18 protein-coding genes are annotated in these 18,686 nt (G+C 45.4%); 12 read left to right on the plus strand and 6 right to left on the minus strand.

What is annotated here, in order from left to right; genetic code table 11:
* Positions 1-5 precede the first annotated feature (5 nt).
* The 4 genes from D0C36_RS18065 to D0C36_RS18080 all read left to right on the plus strand — a co-directional run bounded on the left by D0C36_RS18065 (position 6) and on the right by D0C36_RS18080 (position 2,951).
* Positions 6-851, plus strand: a complete 846-nt coding sequence (locus D0C36_RS18065) for an SDR family oxidoreductase (protein WP_117393059.1) — start codon at positions 6-8, stop codon at positions 849-851.
* Between the two features lie 72 nt (positions 852-923).
* A complete protein-coding gene (locus D0C36_RS18070; RefSeq protein WP_117393060.1) occupies positions 924-1,439 on the plus strand; it encodes a c-type cytochrome in 516 nt (171 codons plus the stop codon).
* 74 nt (positions 1,440-1,513) lie between these two features.
* The gene (locus D0C36_RS18075) at positions 1,514-1,894 is read left to right on the plus strand and encodes a VOC family protein (RefSeq protein ID WP_117393061.1); all 381 of its coding nucleotides are present in this window, start codon (positions 1,514-1,516) and stop codon (positions 1,892-1,894) included.
* Positions 1,895-2,063: 169 nt separating this feature from the next.
* A complete protein-coding gene (locus D0C36_RS18080; RefSeq protein ID WP_117393062.1) occupies positions 2,064-2,951 on the plus strand; it encodes a Nif3-like dinuclear metal center hexameric protein in 888 nt (295 codons plus the stop codon).
* A gap of 217 nt (positions 2,952-3,168) precedes the next feature.
* Here D0C36_RS18080 and D0C36_RS18085 read toward each other — a convergent pair whose 3' ends face one another.
* Positions 3,169-4,383 carry a BaiN/RdsA family NAD(P)/FAD-dependent oxidoreductase gene (locus D0C36_RS18085; protein WP_117393063.1) on the minus strand — a complete coding sequence of 405 codons (1,215 nt, stop codon included), beginning with the start codon at positions 4,381-4,383 and terminating at the stop codon, positions 3,169-3,171.
* Here D0C36_RS18085 and D0C36_RS18090 point away from each other — a divergent pair.
* The 3 genes from D0C36_RS18090 to accC all read left to right on the plus strand — a co-directional run bounded on the left by D0C36_RS18090 (position 4,382) and on the right by accC (position 7,189).
* Positions 4,382-4,993 carry an NADH-quinone oxidoreductase subunit A gene (locus tag D0C36_RS18090; RefSeq protein ID WP_117393064.1) on the plus strand — a complete coding sequence of 204 codons (612 nt, stop codon included), beginning with the start codon at positions 4,382-4,384 and terminating at the stop codon, positions 4,991-4,993. The two genes, D0C36_RS18085 and D0C36_RS18090, sit on opposite strands and share 2 nt — an antisense overlap.
* Positions 4,983-5,477, plus strand: a complete 495-nt coding sequence (locus D0C36_RS18095; RefSeq protein WP_117393065.1) for an NADH-quinone oxidoreductase subunit B — start codon at positions 4,983-4,985, stop codon at positions 5,475-5,477. The genes D0C36_RS18090 and D0C36_RS18095 overlap by 11 nt, the downstream gene beginning before the upstream one ends.
* 230 nt (positions 5,478-5,707) lie before the next feature.
* Positions 5,708-7,189 carry an acetyl-CoA carboxylase biotin carboxylase subunit gene (accC, locus tag D0C36_RS18100; RefSeq protein ID WP_117393066.1) on the plus strand — a complete coding sequence of 494 codons (1,482 nt, stop codon included), beginning with the start codon at positions 5,708-5,710 and terminating at the stop codon, positions 7,187-7,189.
* 163 nt (positions 7,190-7,352) lie between these two features.
* On the opposite strand, the gene D0C36_RS18105 is transcribed toward accC, so the two are convergent.
* Entirely contained in the window at positions 7,353-7,808 is a 456-nt protein-coding gene (locus D0C36_RS18105; RefSeq protein ID WP_117393067.1) for an NUDIX domain-containing protein, read from the minus strand.
* A 77-nt stretch (positions 7,809-7,885) separates the two neighbouring features.
* Here D0C36_RS18105 and D0C36_RS18110 point away from each other — a divergent pair, with 77 nt between their 5' ends.
* The 3 genes from D0C36_RS18110 to D0C36_RS18120 all read left to right on the plus strand — a co-directional run bounded on the left by D0C36_RS18110 (position 7,886) and on the right by D0C36_RS18120 (position 9,968).
* Positions 7,886-8,383, plus strand: coding sequence for an SRPBCC family protein (locus D0C36_RS18110; protein WP_117393068.1), 498 nt, complete (start codon positions 7,886-7,888; stop codon positions 8,381-8,383).
* A gap of 153 nt (positions 8,384-8,536) precedes the next feature.
* Positions 8,537-9,280 carry a hypothetical protein gene (locus D0C36_RS18115; RefSeq protein ID WP_147322036.1) on the plus strand — a complete coding sequence of 248 codons (744 nt, stop codon included), beginning with the start codon at positions 8,537-8,539 and terminating at the stop codon, positions 9,278-9,280.
* A gap of 103 nt (positions 9,281-9,383) precedes the next feature.
* The gene (locus D0C36_RS18120; protein ID WP_117393070.1) at positions 9,384-9,968 is read left to right on the plus strand and encodes a riboflavin synthase; all 585 of its coding nucleotides are present in this window, start codon (positions 9,384-9,386) and stop codon (positions 9,966-9,968) included.
* 146 nt (positions 9,969-10,114) lie between these two features.
* On the opposite strand, the gene D0C36_RS18125 is transcribed toward D0C36_RS18120, so the two are convergent.
* Complete coding sequence (locus D0C36_RS18125) at positions 10,115-11,263, minus strand: tetratricopeptide repeat protein (protein ID WP_117393071.1); 1,149 nt, start codon at positions 11,261-11,263, stop codon at positions 10,115-10,117.
* A 93-nt stretch (positions 11,264-11,356) separates the two neighbouring features.
* Between D0C36_RS18125 and D0C36_RS18130 the strand changes: the two genes are divergently transcribed.
* Positions 11,357-11,647 (plus strand): hypothetical protein, encoded by a 291-nt coding sequence (locus tag D0C36_RS18130; RefSeq protein WP_117393072.1) that lies wholly within the window; start codon positions 11,357-11,359, stop codon positions 11,645-11,647.
* Positions 11,648-11,707: 60 nt separating this feature from the next.
* Here the strand turns inward: D0C36_RS18130 and D0C36_RS18135 are convergent, their stop codons facing one another.
* From D0C36_RS18135 to hscA, 3 genes are all read right to left on the minus strand, one after another.
* Positions 11,708-12,694 (minus strand): hypothetical protein, encoded by a 987-nt coding sequence (locus D0C36_RS18135; RefSeq protein ID WP_199502056.1) that lies wholly within the window; start codon positions 12,692-12,694, stop codon positions 11,708-11,710.
* A gap of 493 nt (positions 12,695-13,187) precedes the next feature.
* Positions 13,188-13,319, minus strand: a complete 132-nt coding sequence (locus D0C36_RS24885) for a hypothetical protein (protein ID WP_262512209.1) — start codon at positions 13,317-13,319, stop codon at positions 13,188-13,190.
* A 107-nt stretch (positions 13,320-13,426) separates the two neighbouring features.
* Positions 13,427-15,295, minus strand: a complete 1,869-nt coding sequence (hscA, locus tag D0C36_RS18140; RefSeq protein WP_117393074.1) for a Fe-S protein assembly chaperone HscA — start codon at positions 15,293-15,295, stop codon at positions 13,427-13,429.
* A gap of 352 nt (positions 15,296-15,647) precedes the next feature.
* Here hscA and D0C36_RS18145 point away from each other — a divergent pair, with 352 nt between their 5' ends.
* The gene (locus D0C36_RS18145; RefSeq protein WP_117393075.1) at positions 15,648-18,446 is read left to right on the plus strand and encodes a hypothetical protein; all 2,799 of its coding nucleotides are present in this window, start codon (positions 15,648-15,650) and stop codon (positions 18,444-18,446) included.
* The last annotated feature ends 240 nt before the right edge of the window (positions 18,447-18,686 follow it).

An 18,686-nucleotide genomic window follows, 5' to 3' on the forward strand; every position in this document is an offset into this window, starting at 1 on the left:
CCGAGATGCCTTTTATTACTACTGTTATCACTGGTGCCACATCGGGTATCGGTCGCGAAACTGCTTTAGCACTTGCTACAAAAGGTCATGCTGTTTACATGCTGGTCCGTAACGTTGAAAAAGGTGAGGAAGTAAAAGACGAGATCATCTCCGCATCAAAAAACAAGAACGTTTATGTGCTGCACTGCGACCTCGCCGACCTGGAAAGCGTACGCAACGCTGCCGATATTTTGCGCAGCAGTCTGCTGGGCATCAATGTATTGATAAATAATGCAGGCGGTATTTTCGCTACGCGCGAAGAGAGTGTAGATGGCCACGAAATGACCTTTGCCGTGAACCACCTTGGCCATTTCCTGCTGGTGCAATGTCTTATGCCATTGTTAGAGCGCGGGCAGGCGCGTATTATCAATGTAAGCTCTGAGGCGCACCGCTATACCCAACTACGCTTTAACGACCTGGAATGGAAAACTCGCCCATACTCGCCATGGAAGGCTTATGGTAATGCCAAACTATTTAATATATACTTTACGCGTTCGTTGGCTACAAAGTACGGTACAAAGGGTATTAGTGCTTTTGCATTGCATCCGGGTTTGGTAAATACATCCTTTGGCATAGGGGTAAGCGGCCTTGGCAAGCTTTTATTATGGTTGGCCCGCCCGTTCATGATCACTGCCGAAACCGGTGCACAAACTTCTGTATACCTGGCAACTGCCCAGCGTATTGATTCAAAAAGCGGGTTGTACTTTAAAGACCGACACCCGGTAAATCCATCAGCCAATGCAGTTGATGAAAAGTGCCGCCAAAAGCTTTGGGATGTGAGTATGGAAATGGTTGGCGCCTTTACTGTTTAGTTGTGTAAAAAGATTGTCACACTATTGTCATTGTGGTTTTAATGTTTAAATTAGACGTTTAAACGCTTAACAATGAAATTTAACACCAAACTAATAGCCATATTGGGTTTATCCTCGGCTGTAGTGTTTATGGCCATGGCGCCTGTAGCACAAAAAGCCGACGAGCCTAAATTTAAGAACCTTAAAGTTTTACCAAAAAATATCACCGAAAAGCAGATGCATGAGGTGATGGAAGAGTGGGAGCACGCCCTGGGGGCCCGTTGCAGCTTTTGCCATGAGCGCAACCAGGAAACCAACAAAATGGATTTCGCCAGTGATGCCAAACCAGAGAAACAAATGGCCCGCGACATGTTCAAGATGACGCAGGCTATCAACAAAAAATATTTCCACTCTAAAAAAGATAGTACAGGTGTTGTGGTAGAAAGCAGCGTAAACTGCTACAGCTGCCATCGTGGTGTATCTCACCCTGAAATTATAAGGGCATCTGAGTTGCCACGCGCACAACGCCCCGGCCAGGCACCGGCAGGTACACCGCCGCCACCGCCACCTGCACCACCTGCAGGCGTACCGGCATCAAACGGAAAATAATTACTAAAACGTATATTTAAGGCACCGGCATTTGCCGGTGCTTTTTTGTTTATTGCATTAAACTAACCCACATCATGAAAAAAGTAACCGGCATTGGTGGTATCTTCTTTAAATGCGAAGACCCCAAAAAAATGAACGAGTGGTATGCTCAAAACCTCGGCTTCCCTGTTGAGCAGTACGGCACTCTGTTTAAATGGCGCGATAACGAAAACCCCGATAAGGAATGCACCACGGTATGGTCGCCGTTTAAGAATGATACCAAATACTTTGAGCCATCAAAAAAAGATTTCATGATCAACTACCGCGTTGAGAACCTTGAGGCATTAGTTGAACAATTGAAAAAGAATGGTGTAACCGTGGTAGATGAAGTAGCTTCTTATGATTACGGCAAATTCGTCCACATCTTAGATCCCGAAGGGAATGCTATCGAGCTTTGGGAAGATGTGAGTGAATAAAAACTAATAGGCCAATAAAGGAAAAACTTCATTGCCGTTGGCTTCAGCCAACGGTTAAAAGGCATTTATCCGGGCTTTAGCCCAATTGATTTAGGCTAAAGCCATATCTATACCAATGGTCCGTTGCCTGAAGGCAACGGCAATGACATTTTAAAGAACTTTTCTATCCATGATCAACCGCAGAAAATTCATCGCCCAAACTACAACGCTTGCAGCTACCATGACGGCTTTTAAAGCTATGCCGGGCTCTGCTGCCGTACCATACAACCAAAGCTATACCGTGCAGCAGGTGATAGACCTTATCCGCAAAGAAGGAAAAATTACGCCTGCGGCAGATACGGTTGATACCATAAAAGCCGGAGACCCTAACCAAACCATTACCGGCATTGTAACCACCATGTTTGCTACCGTTGACGTTATAAAGCAGGCCGCAAAGCTCAACGCCAATTTCATTATTGCGCACGAGCCTACATTTTATAACCATGCGGATGATAAGGAACTGGTGCCCGATAATCCGATCGTTAAAGAAAAGCTCGATCTGTTGAATCAGCATAAAATAACCGTTTGGCGTTTCCATGACGGTCTGCATGCTATGAGTCCCGATCCGGTTGGTGTTGGTTTTTTGCAGCGAACAGGTTGGACTAAATATTATGGAAAAGAGCGCTACACTATTAACATACCACCGCTAAACGTACCTCAGTTGGTTGCGCATCTTAAAAAATCGTTAGGTATAGCGCATTTGCGCGTCGTGGGCGATCTTACGCAAAGCTGTAAACGCATTACCGTTCTCCCCGGTGCATCTGGTGCTAAAAAGCAGATGACCAATGCCATAAAAGATAACGCCGATGTGCTTATCGTAGGTGAAATAGCCGAGTGGGAAACTGCAGAGTTTTTCCATGACAACTATCTGCTGGGCCACAAAAAAACACTCATCATTCTTGGCCATGCCTTTAGCGAGGAACCGGGTATGGAGTATTTAACTACATGGCTGCAGCCCAAATTGCCGGGTATCAAGATCACCCACATTGCATCGGGCGAGCCCTTTACCTGGATGTAGCTACAAGTTTTGGGCTATAACAAAGCTCGGGTTTATCATACCCTTTGGCGCTGGCAGTTTTTAACTAAAACTCATGAATTAGTCGCTTACTTATTTTACTCACCCCGCTGCACTTCGTGCGCGACCCTCTCTTCGCTGTGCGAAAAGAGGGTGGAGAAAGTTTAAAAAGAACCCCTCTCTGCGTAGCAGAGAGGGGCAGGGGTGAGTCAACTCCACCCTAAATATTTTGGGCAATCACAAAACCGCTTGCCCAGGCCCATTGAAAGTTATAACCGCCCAGCCAGCCGGTAACATCAACACACTCCCCGCCAAAGAAAAGGCCGGGGATTTTTTTTGATTCCAGCGTTTTGGATGATAGTTCGTCGGTGTCTACACCGCCTGTCATTACCTCGGCTTTATCATAACCTTTGGTGCCTGCCGGCTTTACCTTAAACTCGTGGATGAGTTGGGCAATGGTCTCTATATCCGCTTTCGATAACGAAGCTAAGTTCTTGCTCACCGGCAGATGTCCGCTCAACGCATCCGCAAATTTTTTGGTGAACAGGCCCGCAAGGAAGTTCAGTAATGTCTTTTTGCCGTTTTGCTCGCGCTCGGCAGATATCAGTTCGGTGATATCCTGGCCTGGCAGCAGGTCGATGTAAATAAACTCGCCGGGTTTCCAGTAAGATGATATCTGCAAAATGGCGGGGCCGCTCAATCCCCAGTGGGTAAAAAGGATGTTTTCTTCAAAGCTTGCCCTGTCGTTCCAAACACGGCAAAAAATGGCATTGCCGGATAATTGTTCGTACCAGGGCTGGTCTTTACCGGTGATAGTCAAAGGTACCAGGGCAGGAGTGGTAGGGGTAACCTGCATGCCAAAACTTCTCGCTACGCGCAAACCAAAATCAGATGCGCCTAACTTCTGGATAGGCAGGCCGCCACTGGCCATCACCACCTTATCGGCAGTAAAAGTTTTAGGATAACCATCCTGCAAAACATCTACTGTAAAACCGTCGGTAGTTTGTTTTACAGCTGTTACTTCGGCATTTAAACGGATCTCCTGCTCCAGATCGCGGCATAGGTTGGTGAACACTTCTACAATGTCTTTCGCCTTATTAGTGGTAGGGAAAAGCTGGCCTAAGGTTTTCTCCTTGCCCTCAATGCCATAGGTTTCAAAAAAGCTGATGGTATCCTCAACCGTCCACTGTGCCAATGCCGAGCGGCTGAAATGCTCGTTCTGTGAAATGAACTGCTTGTGCGTGGTGTACAGGTTGGTATAATTGCATCTGCCGCCGCCGCTAATGAGGATCTTGGCACCGGGGCGGTCATTCTTTTCCAGCACAAGGGTACGCTTACCCAGGAAGCCTGCCTGCACTGCGCACATCAGTCCGCAGGCACCGCCGCCAATTATTATAGCATCAAAATGGGTTTGTTTTATTAGATTTGCCGTCATGGATGGTGTTGCGCAAATATCAGAATTTGGAAAGATACTTATCTTTTTAATTGTGGGTACACTTGCAATTGGTGGTCTTTTTTTTGCAAACCGCTTTCTATCACCCCGTAACCCTAATCCCGAAAAGCTGAGCACCTACGAATGTGGCGAAGAACCTACAGGTAATGCCTGGCTGCCATTTAATTCGCGCTTTTACGTTATTGCACTGGTTTTCTTACTGTTTGATGTAGAGATGGTATTTGTTTTTCCGTGGGCAACCGTTTTTGGCGATAAGCAACTAATAGCTGCCGACAGCCGCTGGGGGTGGATCTCGCTTGCAGAAATGTTCATCTTTTTAGGCATCCTGATATTGGGCCTTGCCTATGTTTGGGTAAAAGGCGACCTGAACTGGATAAAACCAAAGCTGAACATCCCACGCACCAACGCGCGCATCCCGCAGAATTTATACGAGCAGGTGAATATCCTGCAAGGCCAATTTGCGGTAAGAGATTTCAACGCAGAACTGACACCTGCTACTGCAACTGCTTCTAACCCTGCACCTGCACCTGCGGCTGAAGCAAAGCGGCCAATGTTTAAACCAACTTTTAAAAAGCCCGCAAATGACGCCTGATATGAGCAGCGAGAACGGTGGCATCATGGTCACCAAACTGGATGACCTGCTGAACTGGGCAAGGTTGTCGTCACTATGGCCAATGAGCTTTGGTATTGCCTGCTGCGCGATAGAAATGATGGGTGCCATGGCATCTACGTACGATCTGGATCGTTTCGGCGTATTCCCGAGGCCTTCGGCCCGACAATCGGATGTGATCATCATAGCCGGTACCGTTACCTTTAAAATGGCCGAGCGCATAAAGCGCCTCTACGAGCAAATGCCCGATCCTAAATATGTGATCTCGATGGGCTCGTGCTCCAACTGCGGCGGCCCATACTGGCAACACGGCTACCACGTGGTAAAAGGCGTGGATAAAGTTATCCCTGTTGATGTTTACGTGCAGGGCTGCCCCCCACGCCCCGAGGCGCTGATAGGTGCCATTCTTGAATTGCAGAAAAAAATAGAGAAAGAGCATATCGTAGCCGGCCCGGCTGCGGTTTAAGTGTACTGATATTTTTCTTTTTATCCTTAAGATGTTCATGAGCGTGAACACCCGAATCTCAATAATACGTCATTGCGAGGTACGAAGCAATCTCTTCAGGATAAGTTAACGCCCTGTATATTGGATTTGCTTAAAGAGATTGCTTCGTACCTCGCAATGACGCGCAGGAGTAGGCAAGAGAAATGACAATCGAGGTTCCTATCTGAAAATTCTTTAACTACATTTACGGTATGCAAAAAATACTGGTAGCAAACCGTGGCGAAATTGCCTTGCGTGTAATGCGTTCGGCGCGCGAAATGGGTATCAAAACCGTAGCTGTTTATTCTGAAGCCGACCGCGATGCGCTGCACGTACGTTATGCTGATGAAGCCGTGTTTATTGGCCCGGCGCCATCAAACCAATCCTACCTGGTAGGGGCAAAGATCATTGAGGCCTGTAAACAAACGGGTGCCGAGGGAATCCATCCCGGTTACGGTTTCCTGAGCGAGAACGCTGCCTTTGCCCGCCTGGTACGCGAGGCCGGACTGATCCTTATCGGCCCCTCGCCGGAGGCTATGGAAGTGATGGGTAACAAACTCTCCGCTAAAGCCGCCGCCTTAAAATATAACATCCCCATGGTGCCCGGCACCGAGGAAGCCATTACCGATATTGCTGAAGCTAAAGAACGCGCGGTAGAGGTGGGTTTCCCTATCCTTATAAAAGCTGCTGCCGGTGGTGGCGGTAAAGGTATGCGCATAGTAGAAAGCGCCGCCGATTTTGAAGAGCAAATGAACCTGGCCGTATCCGAAGCTACCTCAGCCTTCGGCGATGGTTCGGTATTTATAGAGCGTTATGTGTCGTCGCCACGCCATATTGAGATACAGATACTGGGCGATACCCATGGCAACATCGTACACCTTTTTGAGCGCGATTGCTCGGTACAACGCCGCCACCAGAAGGTGGTGGAAGAAGCGCCATCATCAGTGCTAACGCCTGAGATCCGCGAGGCCATGGGCCGTTGCGCGGTGGATGTGGCAAGGTCAGTTAATTACACGGGCGCAGGTACAGTGGAGTTTATCATGGATGACCAACTGAATTTCTATTTCCTGGAAATGAACACCCGCCTGCAGGTTGAGCATCCGGTTACCGAACTCATCAGCGGGGTTGATTTGGTGAAAGAGCAGATCAACATTGCCCGCGGACATGCCATCAGCTTTAAACAAGAAGACCTGGAGATCAGCGGCCATGCCATGGAACTCCGCGTTTACGCCGAAGATCCTGCCAATAACTTTCTGCCCGATATCGGCACCCTGCAAACCTACGTCACGCCTAAAGGCCCCGGTGTAAGGGTAGATGACGGCTTTGAACAAGGTATGGAGATCCCCATTTATTACGACCCCATGATAGCCAAGCTCATCACCTACGGTAAAGACCGCCAGGAAGCCATAGAACGCATGATCCGCGCTATCGACGAATATATCATCACCGGAATCACTACCACATTACCCTTTGGCAAGTTTGTGATGCAGCATGAGGCGTTTACCTCAGGTAATTTCGATACGCATTTCGTTAAAAAATATTTCACGCCCGAAGTACTCAATGCTGATAATGCTGACGAGGCGGAAATAGCCGCCCTACTGATGGAACGCTTGCTTTCGGCCAAAAAGGTTGCTGTTACAGAGAGTGTGAGTGTTATGGAAAGTAATTGGGTGAGGAACAGGAGAGGGGTTTAAGTCAAAATTAAAAATTAAAAAGTCAAAAACGTAGTCGTCACAGAATTATAAAACAGCGTTATTGCGAGGAGCGATAGCGACGTGGCAATCCCCAACAGGTAGAGCTACTCTGTAAGTAGCAGATTGCCACGCTACGCTCGCAATGACGTGGTCGTAAAAGACGTCAAATAATCCTTTCCAACTCTTCTACCAACTTCACCTGAGCAGGTATTAACTTAACCTTTGCTTCATCAAGCGTAAACCACCCGGCGCGGTCTATTTCGGGAAATGAAGTTCGTTTGCCGGATCTTGGTGGCCATTCTATTTCAAATGTATTGCTTACTATGTTTGTGTGGTCTATATCGCCTTCAACAGCCCAGGCATGCACTACTTTGCCACTTTTTTGCTTGACGGGCTGCAGTTTGATAAAATTACCAGTAATGGGTTGGCCCACTTCTTCCTCAAACTCGCGTTGGGCGGCATGTAAAGGATCTTCATGATCATCAAATTCGCCTTTGGGAATGCTCCAGGCGCCATCGTCTTTCTTTTTAAAGAATGGCCCACCGGGATGTACCAGGAAAACCTGTGGTTTGCCATCGGCAAGGCGGTAGAGCAATAAACCGGCGCTTTGTTTTTGCATAGATATGATTTTCAATACGGTAAATTACCAAACACCATTATTAATGGTTAGTTTTATAATAACCAAATCCTAAAATAATGGAAGATATCCGCTGGAAAAAATTTACGCTCTGCGGCGATTTTACTACCGATCTGCGCAGTTTATATATGGCCTGGGCCACACCGGCAGGGCTCGAGAAATGGTTTTTGCGCAAAGCCGATTTCTATTCTATAACCCATCGCCTGCGCACCGGCGACGAGCAGATACAAAAGGGCGACGCGTATACCTGGTACTGGCATGGCTACGGGAACGAGGAAATGCAAAAAGGCACAGTGATTGACGCAAACGGGCATGACATGATCAGGTTTACTTTTAGTGGCGATAGTATTGTTACCGTAAGTTTTAAAACGCTTAACGGTTTGGTTATTATAGAGATAGAGCAAACCAACATCCCGCAACAAGATGACCCAGAGAAGAACCTGCTTGTACAATGCCAGATAGGATGGACGTTTTATCTCGCTAACCTGAAATCGGTGACAGAAGGCGGTAAAGACCTTCGTAACAAGAGGATAGATCTGGTTAGTTGTTTTAAGTAATAGTATAATTTATAGTGTAATACTAAAAATAAGAGTTAAAATTTTCCTTATGCTGAGGGTGGCATTTTAGTCTCAGTAAAGTGAAAAAATATGATGTAAATGTTTATAAATGAAGTATTTTTGGGCACACGAAACCTAATCATTTAAATGTATATGAAATTTAAAACACTTGCAGCCATAGCTTTTTCAGCCGTGACTATTTTCTTGTACTCATCTTGTACAAAGGATTCAACCGTTACTACTAAAACCAGTACCGATGAAGAAATTGCTACTCAGATAGCCACTAATCTTTACAAATCTTTTACTGCAACTATCGCCAGCGACAATAATTTTTCTGGCGTGCCAGCAGGTAACAGCGTTGTTAATGGTAAAAAAGTTAACGAACTTACTTGTGGTCAGCTTATTGATCAGCCCTTTGATAACACCTATACCCAAGGCGATACCATCAAAGATGTAATGAAAGGTTCAAACAAGTTTGTTGTTAGCTGCGATAACAACCTGCCTAACGGTTACACTTACACCGGTGAATACACAAACACCGGTTTTAGCCCATGGTTATCATCATACAAAAACACCGTCAAAGAGCATTACGCGCTTAAAATTACTAATCCGGGCCTTAATATCATGACCGTGAATGGCACCCAGATTTCAACCTATGATTACACTACCAGGAAAGATGGTGAAAGAATGGTACAAAACAATACTTACAACCTTAAAGGTTTAACTATTAATGGCAGCAGCAGGCCTAAAGATATTACCGGCGGTACTGCCGACTACGTATCAAAAGGTAGCAACGCGGGCAGGGCATTTAACTTTACCGGTACTATCACTTACTTAGGTAACCACAGAGCAACAGTAACTTTCAATGGTAAATCAAGAGATATCGAGATCTACTAAGAAAATATTTGTTATACATCATAAAAAAAGCGGGCTGCATAGCCCGCTTTTTTTATGATGTATGGTTAACAATACCGCAGCGTAAAATGAGTAATTTTGAGACATGTTTACAGGTATTATAGAAACTTTAGGAAAGGTGACCGATCTGCGTACCGAAGGCGGTAACTTGCATATAACAGTAGAATCGGCAATTGCGAACGAACTGAAGATAGACCAATCGGTAGCCCATAACGGCGTTTGTTTAACGGTAGTAGCTTTAAGCGATAACAGCCATACCGTTACGGCTATTGAAGAAACCCTTAACAAAACAAACCTCTCGCACCTTAAGGTTGACGAACCTGTGAACCTTGAACGCTGCATGCAGATGAACGCGCGCCTTGACGGCCACATTGTACAAGGCCACGTTGACCAAACTGCCGTATGCACTAAATATACCGAACTTGACGGCAGTTGGGAATATACCTTTAGCTATGACCCGGGCATTGGCAATGTTACGGTAGAGAAAGGTTCTATCTGCGTAAACGGCATCAGCCTTACTGTGGTAAACTCGGGCCCGCGCGAGTTTTCTGTGGCCATTATCCCTTACACTTACGAGCATACCAACCTGCATAATGTGCGAGAAGGCTCGGTAGTGAACCTTGAGTTTGATATTATTGGCAAGTATGTGGCGAGGTTGATGCAGCGGTAAAAACGTATTCTTCAATTTTATAATACTATGTCATTTCGAACGAGCGACAGCGAGGAGAAATCTTGTTAGATAAGAAAGGTGACGAACTTAACATCAATAACAAAATTTCTCCTCGTTCCTTGTTCGAAATGACAAGTTGAGTTTATCTACTGCCCCAAACTCGCAATCCTGCTTTTACTATAATCAATATACGCCTGTTGTTTGGCTACCGGTGGTTTACCTGCAAGGTATTTACGATAGTATTTAACGGCATTCTTTTTATCCTTCAGGTTACTATCATACACATTGGCCAGCGAATAATACATCATTGGGTCTTCAGCAAACTGCAAGCTTTTTTGATAGGATAGTACTGCTTTTTTGTATCGTTTAAGCTTCTCATTGCTATCGGCTATCTCGCCGTAATAGGCACCCGCATTTGGTGTAATGCCGTCGCTGATAGCTTGCTCAAGATAGGCGATAGCCATTTTCTGATCTTTCAACGCTTTGTAAGTAAGCGCCGTGAAATAAAACGAAGACTCGTTTTGCGATAGTTTATCTATCAATAACAAAGCAGCCAAAGCACATTCATAATTCTTGGTATTATAGTACGCCACGCCTATTTTGGTTAATACGGGGCCGCTTTGGTCGCCGGCAACTATAAGTTTATCGCCGGTGCTCAGGGTTTCCATCCACTTCTTTTGGGCATATTGTAATTTTAGCAGGCTGTTTAACAAAACAATATTCTCCGGATCAGCGTCAATGGCTTTACCCAATACTTTTTCTGCTTGCTGAGTAAGTTTGATGTTGACGTACAGATCGCTCAGGTCAGAGGCTACATCGGGTTCGGTAGGGTTTAGGATGTTAGCTTTTTGCAGATATACGATCTTATTAGGGATGTCATTTTTATCTCCGCTTAGTTTTGCCAGTTGTTTGTACACCATAAAATTGGTAGTGTCGCGCGCGGCTATCCTTTTGTAATATATCTCGGCCTTGGCGTTGTTGCCACGTCTTAGGTTGATATTTCCCAGGTTAAACAGTATGGCAAGGCCTGATGAATCCATCTCATAAATGCGCTGATAATACTTTTCTGCATCTGTAAGGCGGCCTGCCATGTTTGATGTATACGCTAACTGACCTAAAGCCTTTACACTTTGTACGGGCTCGGGGTAGTTCTGTTTAAGGTAGTCGGCAGCTTCGGCAAAGCGTTGGTTCTGGTAATAATCTAACAGTAAAGCATCGTCAATTTTGGGCGTTTGCTGTGCTGAAGCGCTTATTTTAATAGATAGTAAAAGGGATAGGAAGATGATGTATTTCATATAACTAAATTATTAGTTATAAATGATAAATGCAAATTATCTTCAAACTGGCACTGTATTGGCTATATACTGAGTATAAAAATTAAGATACCTATGGATAAGATCAAAAAATTTGAATTGATGGAGAAAATAGTCCATGAATTAGAAGATTTGAAAAACAGTAATCAGGCATTGATCCAAAAGATCACCAAAATAGAGGTGGATAACATCGACCTTGGCAACAAACGCCTTGAGAAAGACCTGCCTGATATGCACCAGCGTGTATCAGATAACCTGGACACCATTGCAAGCATCCTTGAAGATTTTGCAAGCCAAACTGATGAGTACAGCAGTAAAAACAATATTGCTGCACTAAAAGAACAGGAAGAGATAAGCAAACTGTAAGTTTAGCTTTATAAATAAAAAAGCCCCGATTAAAGGGGCTTTTTTATTTAAGGGAACTTTTTATTGATACTGGATGTAAATAGGTGCCGGTTTAAGCATCAGCACTTCTTTAGGTGTCATCATGTGGTTGGGCACCTTCTTGATGTCGTTTTTGTAGAACAGCTTGAATCCTGTGAATTGCACCGGTTCGCCGGCTACATAGGCTTTGTAAGTGCCCTTCTTTAGCTCAGGGCCGCCCCAGCCATCCATATCCATCACAAACTGTACGTTGCTATCCAGTTTAATGTCTTTGTAATTAGTCACCATGCGTTTGGTGAAACGGTGCACCACAAATATTTTGGGCGGCAGGTTATATTTATCGCAAAGCTTGCTAAGGTATTTGGTTACGTAGTTAATATCATCAGCATCAAAAGTACCAATGCGCTTGCCGGGCACGCTTCCTTCTTTCATCGAAAATTCAGGGTCGATACCGAAATGCACGTTAGGCATTTTTAGGTACTTCTCTAATAATGGCAGCTCTTTTTGTACAGTGCTGTAACCAACCTGTATATCTAAAAACACCAATGCATTCAACGGTTTAGCCATCTCGATAGCTTTATCGATCTGGCTAAACGGCATACGCAGGTTATGCAAGCCGTTAGATCCGGCATCGGCCTGGGCGGTAACACATATATAGTGCAAGGCAGGTTTAACAGGCGTGCCGGGATCAGCAGCTTCCCAGTTTTTTACTTCGGCTTTCAGTTTTTCGCGCATCGTTGCCGGATCATACTGGCCCAGTACGCCCATGTTTTTTGAGTACATGTTACCGTAGTAAGCTACAACGCGGTAGAACGGGAGTATAGCACCGGCCTTTGGAAGCGGTGCATTTTTAACCGGCCATTTCCCTGTCTTATCGCCATTAGCCAATCGTTTATATAACGAATCGTAACGGGCAGTATCCAGCGTGGCCGGTTTTAAAGTACTATCGGGCTGAGTAGTTTGTGCCGATGCTGAAAATGTTACTGCAGCAAAGGCCAGTGTTGCGCTAAGGCGTAGAATGTTTTTCAAAAGCGTGTATTTATAGATTGCTACAAATAACGCATTTTATGTTGAGGAGTTTGGGGGAATTTGAAAAGAGATTAAGTCAATAATCGTCATGGCGAATTTATTTCGGCATCCCACTGGTAGAGTTGGTATGTGCTATTATTAACGTTAGTCCGCTCATTGCCGCGGGGGCCACTACTTTTTGCTTGATCAAAAAGTAGCAAAAAATCATACAGCAAAGAGGCTTCTTTACGCACAAAGCCTTTACCCTGCAAAGCTGTCCGAACCACGGGCTGGAAATCTCTTACGCCGACCTCGCAGGCTACCGCTTCAGTAATAGATTCCGCAATGCCCTTGCAACCGCACCACCCACCATTGTTCTGCCCGCTTTCGCCCGAAGCTTTTTTGCTGACAGGAGAGAATAATAAATGAAATTTATCATTCTGAGCGTAGCGAAGAATCTAACCGCGTTTCTGTAAGTTTATAGATGCTTCGCTACGCTCAGCATGACAAATGATTAATGATGGGATGAACCAAACGCCACCGAAAAATGCGACATAGTGTAACGTGCGGGCAGCACAGGCATTGCAGCAGCACAACCGTTGTAGCGCGTTACCAAGTCGCGAGTTTTTTCTTTGGTTACTTTCATTTTAGCGGAAAAAAAGAAAGTAACATCCACTGACTTAAATAAAACACTGCCATTCCTAACAGAGAACCAATCCCGAAAAGATTGCTTTCCCGAATGCTTAGCAAGGCTTACTCTTCCTCACCATCAATACTCTTACCCTTCATCGCGGTAGCAATAGCCACATCCATTACACGTTCCGCAAACGGGCGGGTAAGGTTATTCAACTCATCAATTTTGGTGTGGATGATGTCTTTATCGCCTGATTCTAAAGCGGCTTTTAGTGCTTCGGTATATTGATTAGTTTCCTTAGTTTCCTGCTCAGACAACAGCTGACCGTTCTTTTCAAGGAAACGCTCAACAGTGTAGATCATTTGCTCTGCTTCTGTCTTGGCCTCGATAAGCATGCGGGCACTTACATCCTCTTTGGCATTGGTGATGCTATCCATCAACATTTGCTCAACCAGGTCGTCGGTAATGCCGTAGGCTGGTTTTACTTCCACTTCTTGCTTAACGCCGCTGCGCAGTTCAATGGCTTGTACTTTAAGTATGCCGTCAGCATTAAGGATAAAGTTAATATCAACCTTAGGGAAACCCGCCGGCATAGCCGGGATACCTTTCAATTCAAACTCGGCCAGTTTACGGTTCTCTTTTATCAGGTCGCGCTCGCCTTGGTAAACGGCAATTTTCATGTTTACCTGGCCATCTTTTGAGGTGGTGTATTGTCGGCCTGCTTTGGTAGGGATCTTGGAGTTACGCGGGATAATGGTATCCATCAAACCGCCCATGGTTTCGATACCTAATGATAGTGGGGTAACATCCAGCAGCAGAATATCACTCCGGTTGCCCGCCAATACATCGGCCTGAATAGCTGCACCAAGGGCAACCACTTCATCAGGGTTCAGGTCATCATGTACATCTCTGCCAAAAAAATCTGACACCATTTTCTTAACCAGCGCAGTGCGGGTACTGCCGCCAACCATTACAACTTCGTCAATATCGGTAACAGTTAGTTTAGCGTCCTTAAGCGCATTTTGGCAGCTGGTGATGGTTTGTTGTACTTTAGGCAAAATTAACTGCTCAAAAGTTTCGCGGTCAAGCGTGCACCATATATCGCCAAGCTTCTCGTTAAACAAACTTTGGTGGGCGAAGGCTTTTTTAGCTTCCTCGGCTTTAAGGCGAAGCGCTTGTGTAAGCTCTCGGTTATTGGCCAATTCGGTTTTATTTATATTATTTTTCTCTATCCAGTAATCGGCAATAGCTCGGTCAAAATCATCACCACCCAAAAAGGTATCACCATTGGTTGACAATACCTCAAAGATGCCGTTCTGAATTTGCAGGATAGAAACATCAAAAGTACCGCCCCCCAGATCATACACGGCAATGGTTTTAGTTTCTTCGGGGTTTAAGCCGAGGCCATAAGCCAGGCTTGCTGCGGTAGGTTCGTTCACGATGCGGAGAACGTCCAGCCCGGCCAGTTTACCGGCATCGCGCGTAGCCTGGCGTTGCGAATCGTTAAAATAAGCAGGCACGGTGATCACCGCACGGGTAACGGCGGTTTTAAGGGCATGCTCGGCACGTTCTTTTAGTTCTTTCAGGATCAAACCCGATAGTTCGATAGGAGTGTAGAATTTATCGCCTACCTTAATTTTTACCAGGCTCTCGGTATCGTCATCAATTACTTTGTAGCTAAAGAAGCTCTGGTAATCCTTCACATCAGCATAAGAACGACCTAACAAACGCTTCACAGAAAAAATGGTATTCTGCGGATCGGTCACCAGGAAATCTTTCGCCTCGTTACCCACAGTGATATCGCCGGTTTGGCCAAAATGCACAACAGACGGTACCAGCACACCTTTGCCGGCATCATTAATTACACGCGGATTTTTATCAGGATCAATAAAGGCAACCAGCGAGTTGGTAGTACCCAGGTCAATGCCTACTATGATATCTTCTTTTTGCAGCGAACCCGTTGCCAGGTTAATAGAAACTTTAGCCATGGTAAAATATTACAGCGGCAAATGTACTTAGTTTTAAGGGATGCTGTGTCATTTGGATTTAAATGTCTGAAGATGTATGAACCGGAATTGGAAGAATTTTAGGGAATTTATGGAAATGGAGTAAAAATAAAATGTCATTTCGAACGAGCGGGAGCGAGGAGAAATCTTCTACGCGCGATGCTTACGGTGTAGAAGATTTCTCGTCGCCATTATGCAACACCCAACCCTTCTGCTCGCTCGAAATGACAATTGTTGTATAGAGAACATATCAGACCATTAGATTTCTATTAATTCTTTTCATTCCACCAATTCGAGTTCAGACAGTTCAGACAATTTTACTACTTTCAAACCGATGAAACGCCTGCTATTCCCACTGCTGATTTTAACCGCCATTGGCGCAAAAGCGCAGCAGTTTGGCGGTAACCCGCCGTCGATAAAATGGAAGCAGGTGAATACGCCGGCTACACGTGTAATTTTCTCGCAAGGGATGGACAGCGTGGCGCAGCATGTGGCGGCTACCATCGCTCAGATGAACAGTCTGATAAAGCCTACTATCGGTTTTAAGCAAAAACAGGTGAACATTGTGCTGCAAAACCAAACCACTATATCAAATGCCTACGTGGGGCTGGCGCCTTTCCGCAGTGAGTTTTATTTAACGCCATCGCAAAATAGCTTTGATGTCGGTAGCTTGCCATGGTGGCAGCAGTTGGCCATCCACGAGTACAGGCACGTGCAGCAGTACAATAACTTTAATGTAGGATTCTCGCGCGCACTACGCTTTGTTTTCGGCGAAGGCGGGCAAGCCCTCGGCAATGCCATGACCGTGCCCGACTGGTTTTTTGAAGGCGATGCCGTTTTTAACGAAACATTGGTGAGCAGCCAGGGCAGGGGACGCTTGCCTATGTTCTTTAACGGTTACCGCTCACTTTGGGCCGCCGGGAAAGATTATAGCTGGATGAAGTTGCGCAACGGCTCGTACCTTGATTATATGCCCAATCATTATCCGCTGGGATATATGATGATAGCCTACGGCAGGGAGAAATATGGCGATACCTTTTGGAAACAATTAACTTATGATGCTGCCGCTTTTAAAGGTGTGTTTTATCCTTTCCAGGGAGCGGTTAAGAAGTACTCGGGGCAGGATTATACCACGTTTAGAAATGCTGCATTAGATCACTTTAAAGAGCAGTTTAAGACTGATGCACCGATCAAATTAAGTAAGAAACACTTTGCGGCTGATGAGGAATACCCGGCTTATGTGAACGATAGTACTTTGCTTTATCTGCGTACATCGTATAAACACATCCCGCAGTTTATCCTTCGCACAGGCGGTAAAGAAATATCGATAGCCGTACAGAGCGTAACCAACGATAATTACTTCAGCTACCATAACGGCAAAGCGGTTTACAGCTCATACCGCCCCGATCTGCGTTGGGGGTACCGAAATTACGGTGAATTACGCGTACTGGATATTGCAACCGGTAAAGAACGACTGCTTACCCGCAAAACCAAATATTTCTCGCCTGCATTTGGTGCCGATGATAAAGCCATCGTAGCAGTAAACGTTCCCGCAACCGGCAAAAGCGAACTGCATTTGATAGATGCTGAAAGCGGTAAACTGATAAAAGCACTCCCTAACGAGGATGGTCTTTTCTATACCTATCCAAAATTCTATGGCCCTGCTCATCTGATCTCCGCGGTACGGAATAGCAAAGGAGAGATGAGCCTCGCGCTGGTTAATATTGAAACGGGAAGTAACACCTACTTGCTGCCATTTAGCTTTGAGCCGATTGCCTTCCCGCAGGTTAAGGGAGATACCGTTTATTTCAGCAAAACCGATGGTACTAACGATGAACTTTTTGCTGTGGATATTAAAAGCAGGCAATTGTTTAGCGTTACTGGCGTGCCGGCTGGTTTAATCGGCTACTACCAACCCAATGTATCTGACGGTAAACTTGCCTTTAGCAGCTTTACGGCCAATGGTTATCAATTAATGCAGGTTGGTTTAGGTAGTGTAAAACTGGTGCCGGTGCAAGGCAATTCTAAACTCTCTGATATGGGCATTAACGCCCTTGAGCAGGACAGCGCCAGTCACTTCCTCGATAAAGCAAAACCACAGCAATTTGCCGAAACCGGGTACAACAAAGCGCGTAACCTGTTCAATTTTCACAGTATTTTCCCAACTCTTGACGACCCGAATTACTCGCTTGAACTGGCCGGGCAAAACATCCTGAATACTTTCCAGTCAAGTGTGTTATTTAACTATAATCGCGATGAGGGCTATAAGCAATTTGGCTATCAGGCTACTTACAGCGGCTTGTTTCCATATCTATCAGCAGGTGGTAGTTACACCATTGATAGGCGCGGTTTTTATAAAGGAAACAGCATTTATTATAACGAGACCTCGATCAATGGCGGTATCAGCGTGCCTTTTAACTTTAGCGAGGGGAAACGTTTTACCCGCTTATCGGTAGGGAGCAGCGTTAATTACAGCCGAAATACCTTCCAGGAAGCTTTCCGAAGCATGTTTAACGATACGCATTACACCTACTTAAGCAACACCATTAGTTTAAGCAACCAAACGCAACAGGCCCGGCAGCAGATCAATCCGCACTTTGCGCAAACTCTCACGCTTAATTATAAAACAGCGGTTTTCGGCAGGGATGCCACCCAGTTTTTGGCGGTGGGTGCTTTGTATTTTCCGGGATTATCAGCTAATCATAGTTTGGTTTTTAATGGCGCTTATCAGCATAAAGGGCAAAACAATGCTATCGGTTTTTCTAATAATTTTCCATTCTCTTACGGCTACAATGCCGAAAGTCTGGATGATATGCATCGCCTTGCAGCCACCTATCATTTCCCCATTGCTTACCCCGATGCCGGTTTCGGTAACCTGATATACCTGATGCGCCTGCGCGGCAACGTTTTCTTTGATTATACCCATGCCAGTGCCGCCAACATATTTGCCAACGGCGCATCGTTCACCGGTAACTTCCGTTCGGTAGGCGGGGCTTTGTTTTTTGATACGAAGATCTTTAACCAGGGCGCCGTTTCATTCGGGATACGTTATAGTCGTTTACTGGATGTTGACCTGTTTGGCGGTAGTGGAAGGGATAGGGTAGAGGTGGTGTTACCGGTTACTATTTTTTAGACCGCTGATTATTTTGATTGAGGGATTGGAGTGATTTTTTGCCTGCGTCATTGCGAGGTACGAAGCAATCTTTTTAGGACAAGTCTGTGATTTGATTAGCGTCAGCGTAGCAAAGAATCAAACCGTGTTCTCTGTACAGATAATAGATTCTTCGCTACGCTCAGAATGACAATTAGTATATGAAAATATAGTGATGAACCCAACGACACCGAACACTGCGGCATAGTGTAACGTGCGGAT

The sequence above is a fragment of the Mucilaginibacter conchicola genome, assembly GCF_003432115.1.
Taxonomy (GTDB): Bacteria; Bacteroidota; Bacteroidia; order Sphingobacteriales; family Sphingobacteriaceae; genus Mucilaginibacter; species Mucilaginibacter conchicola.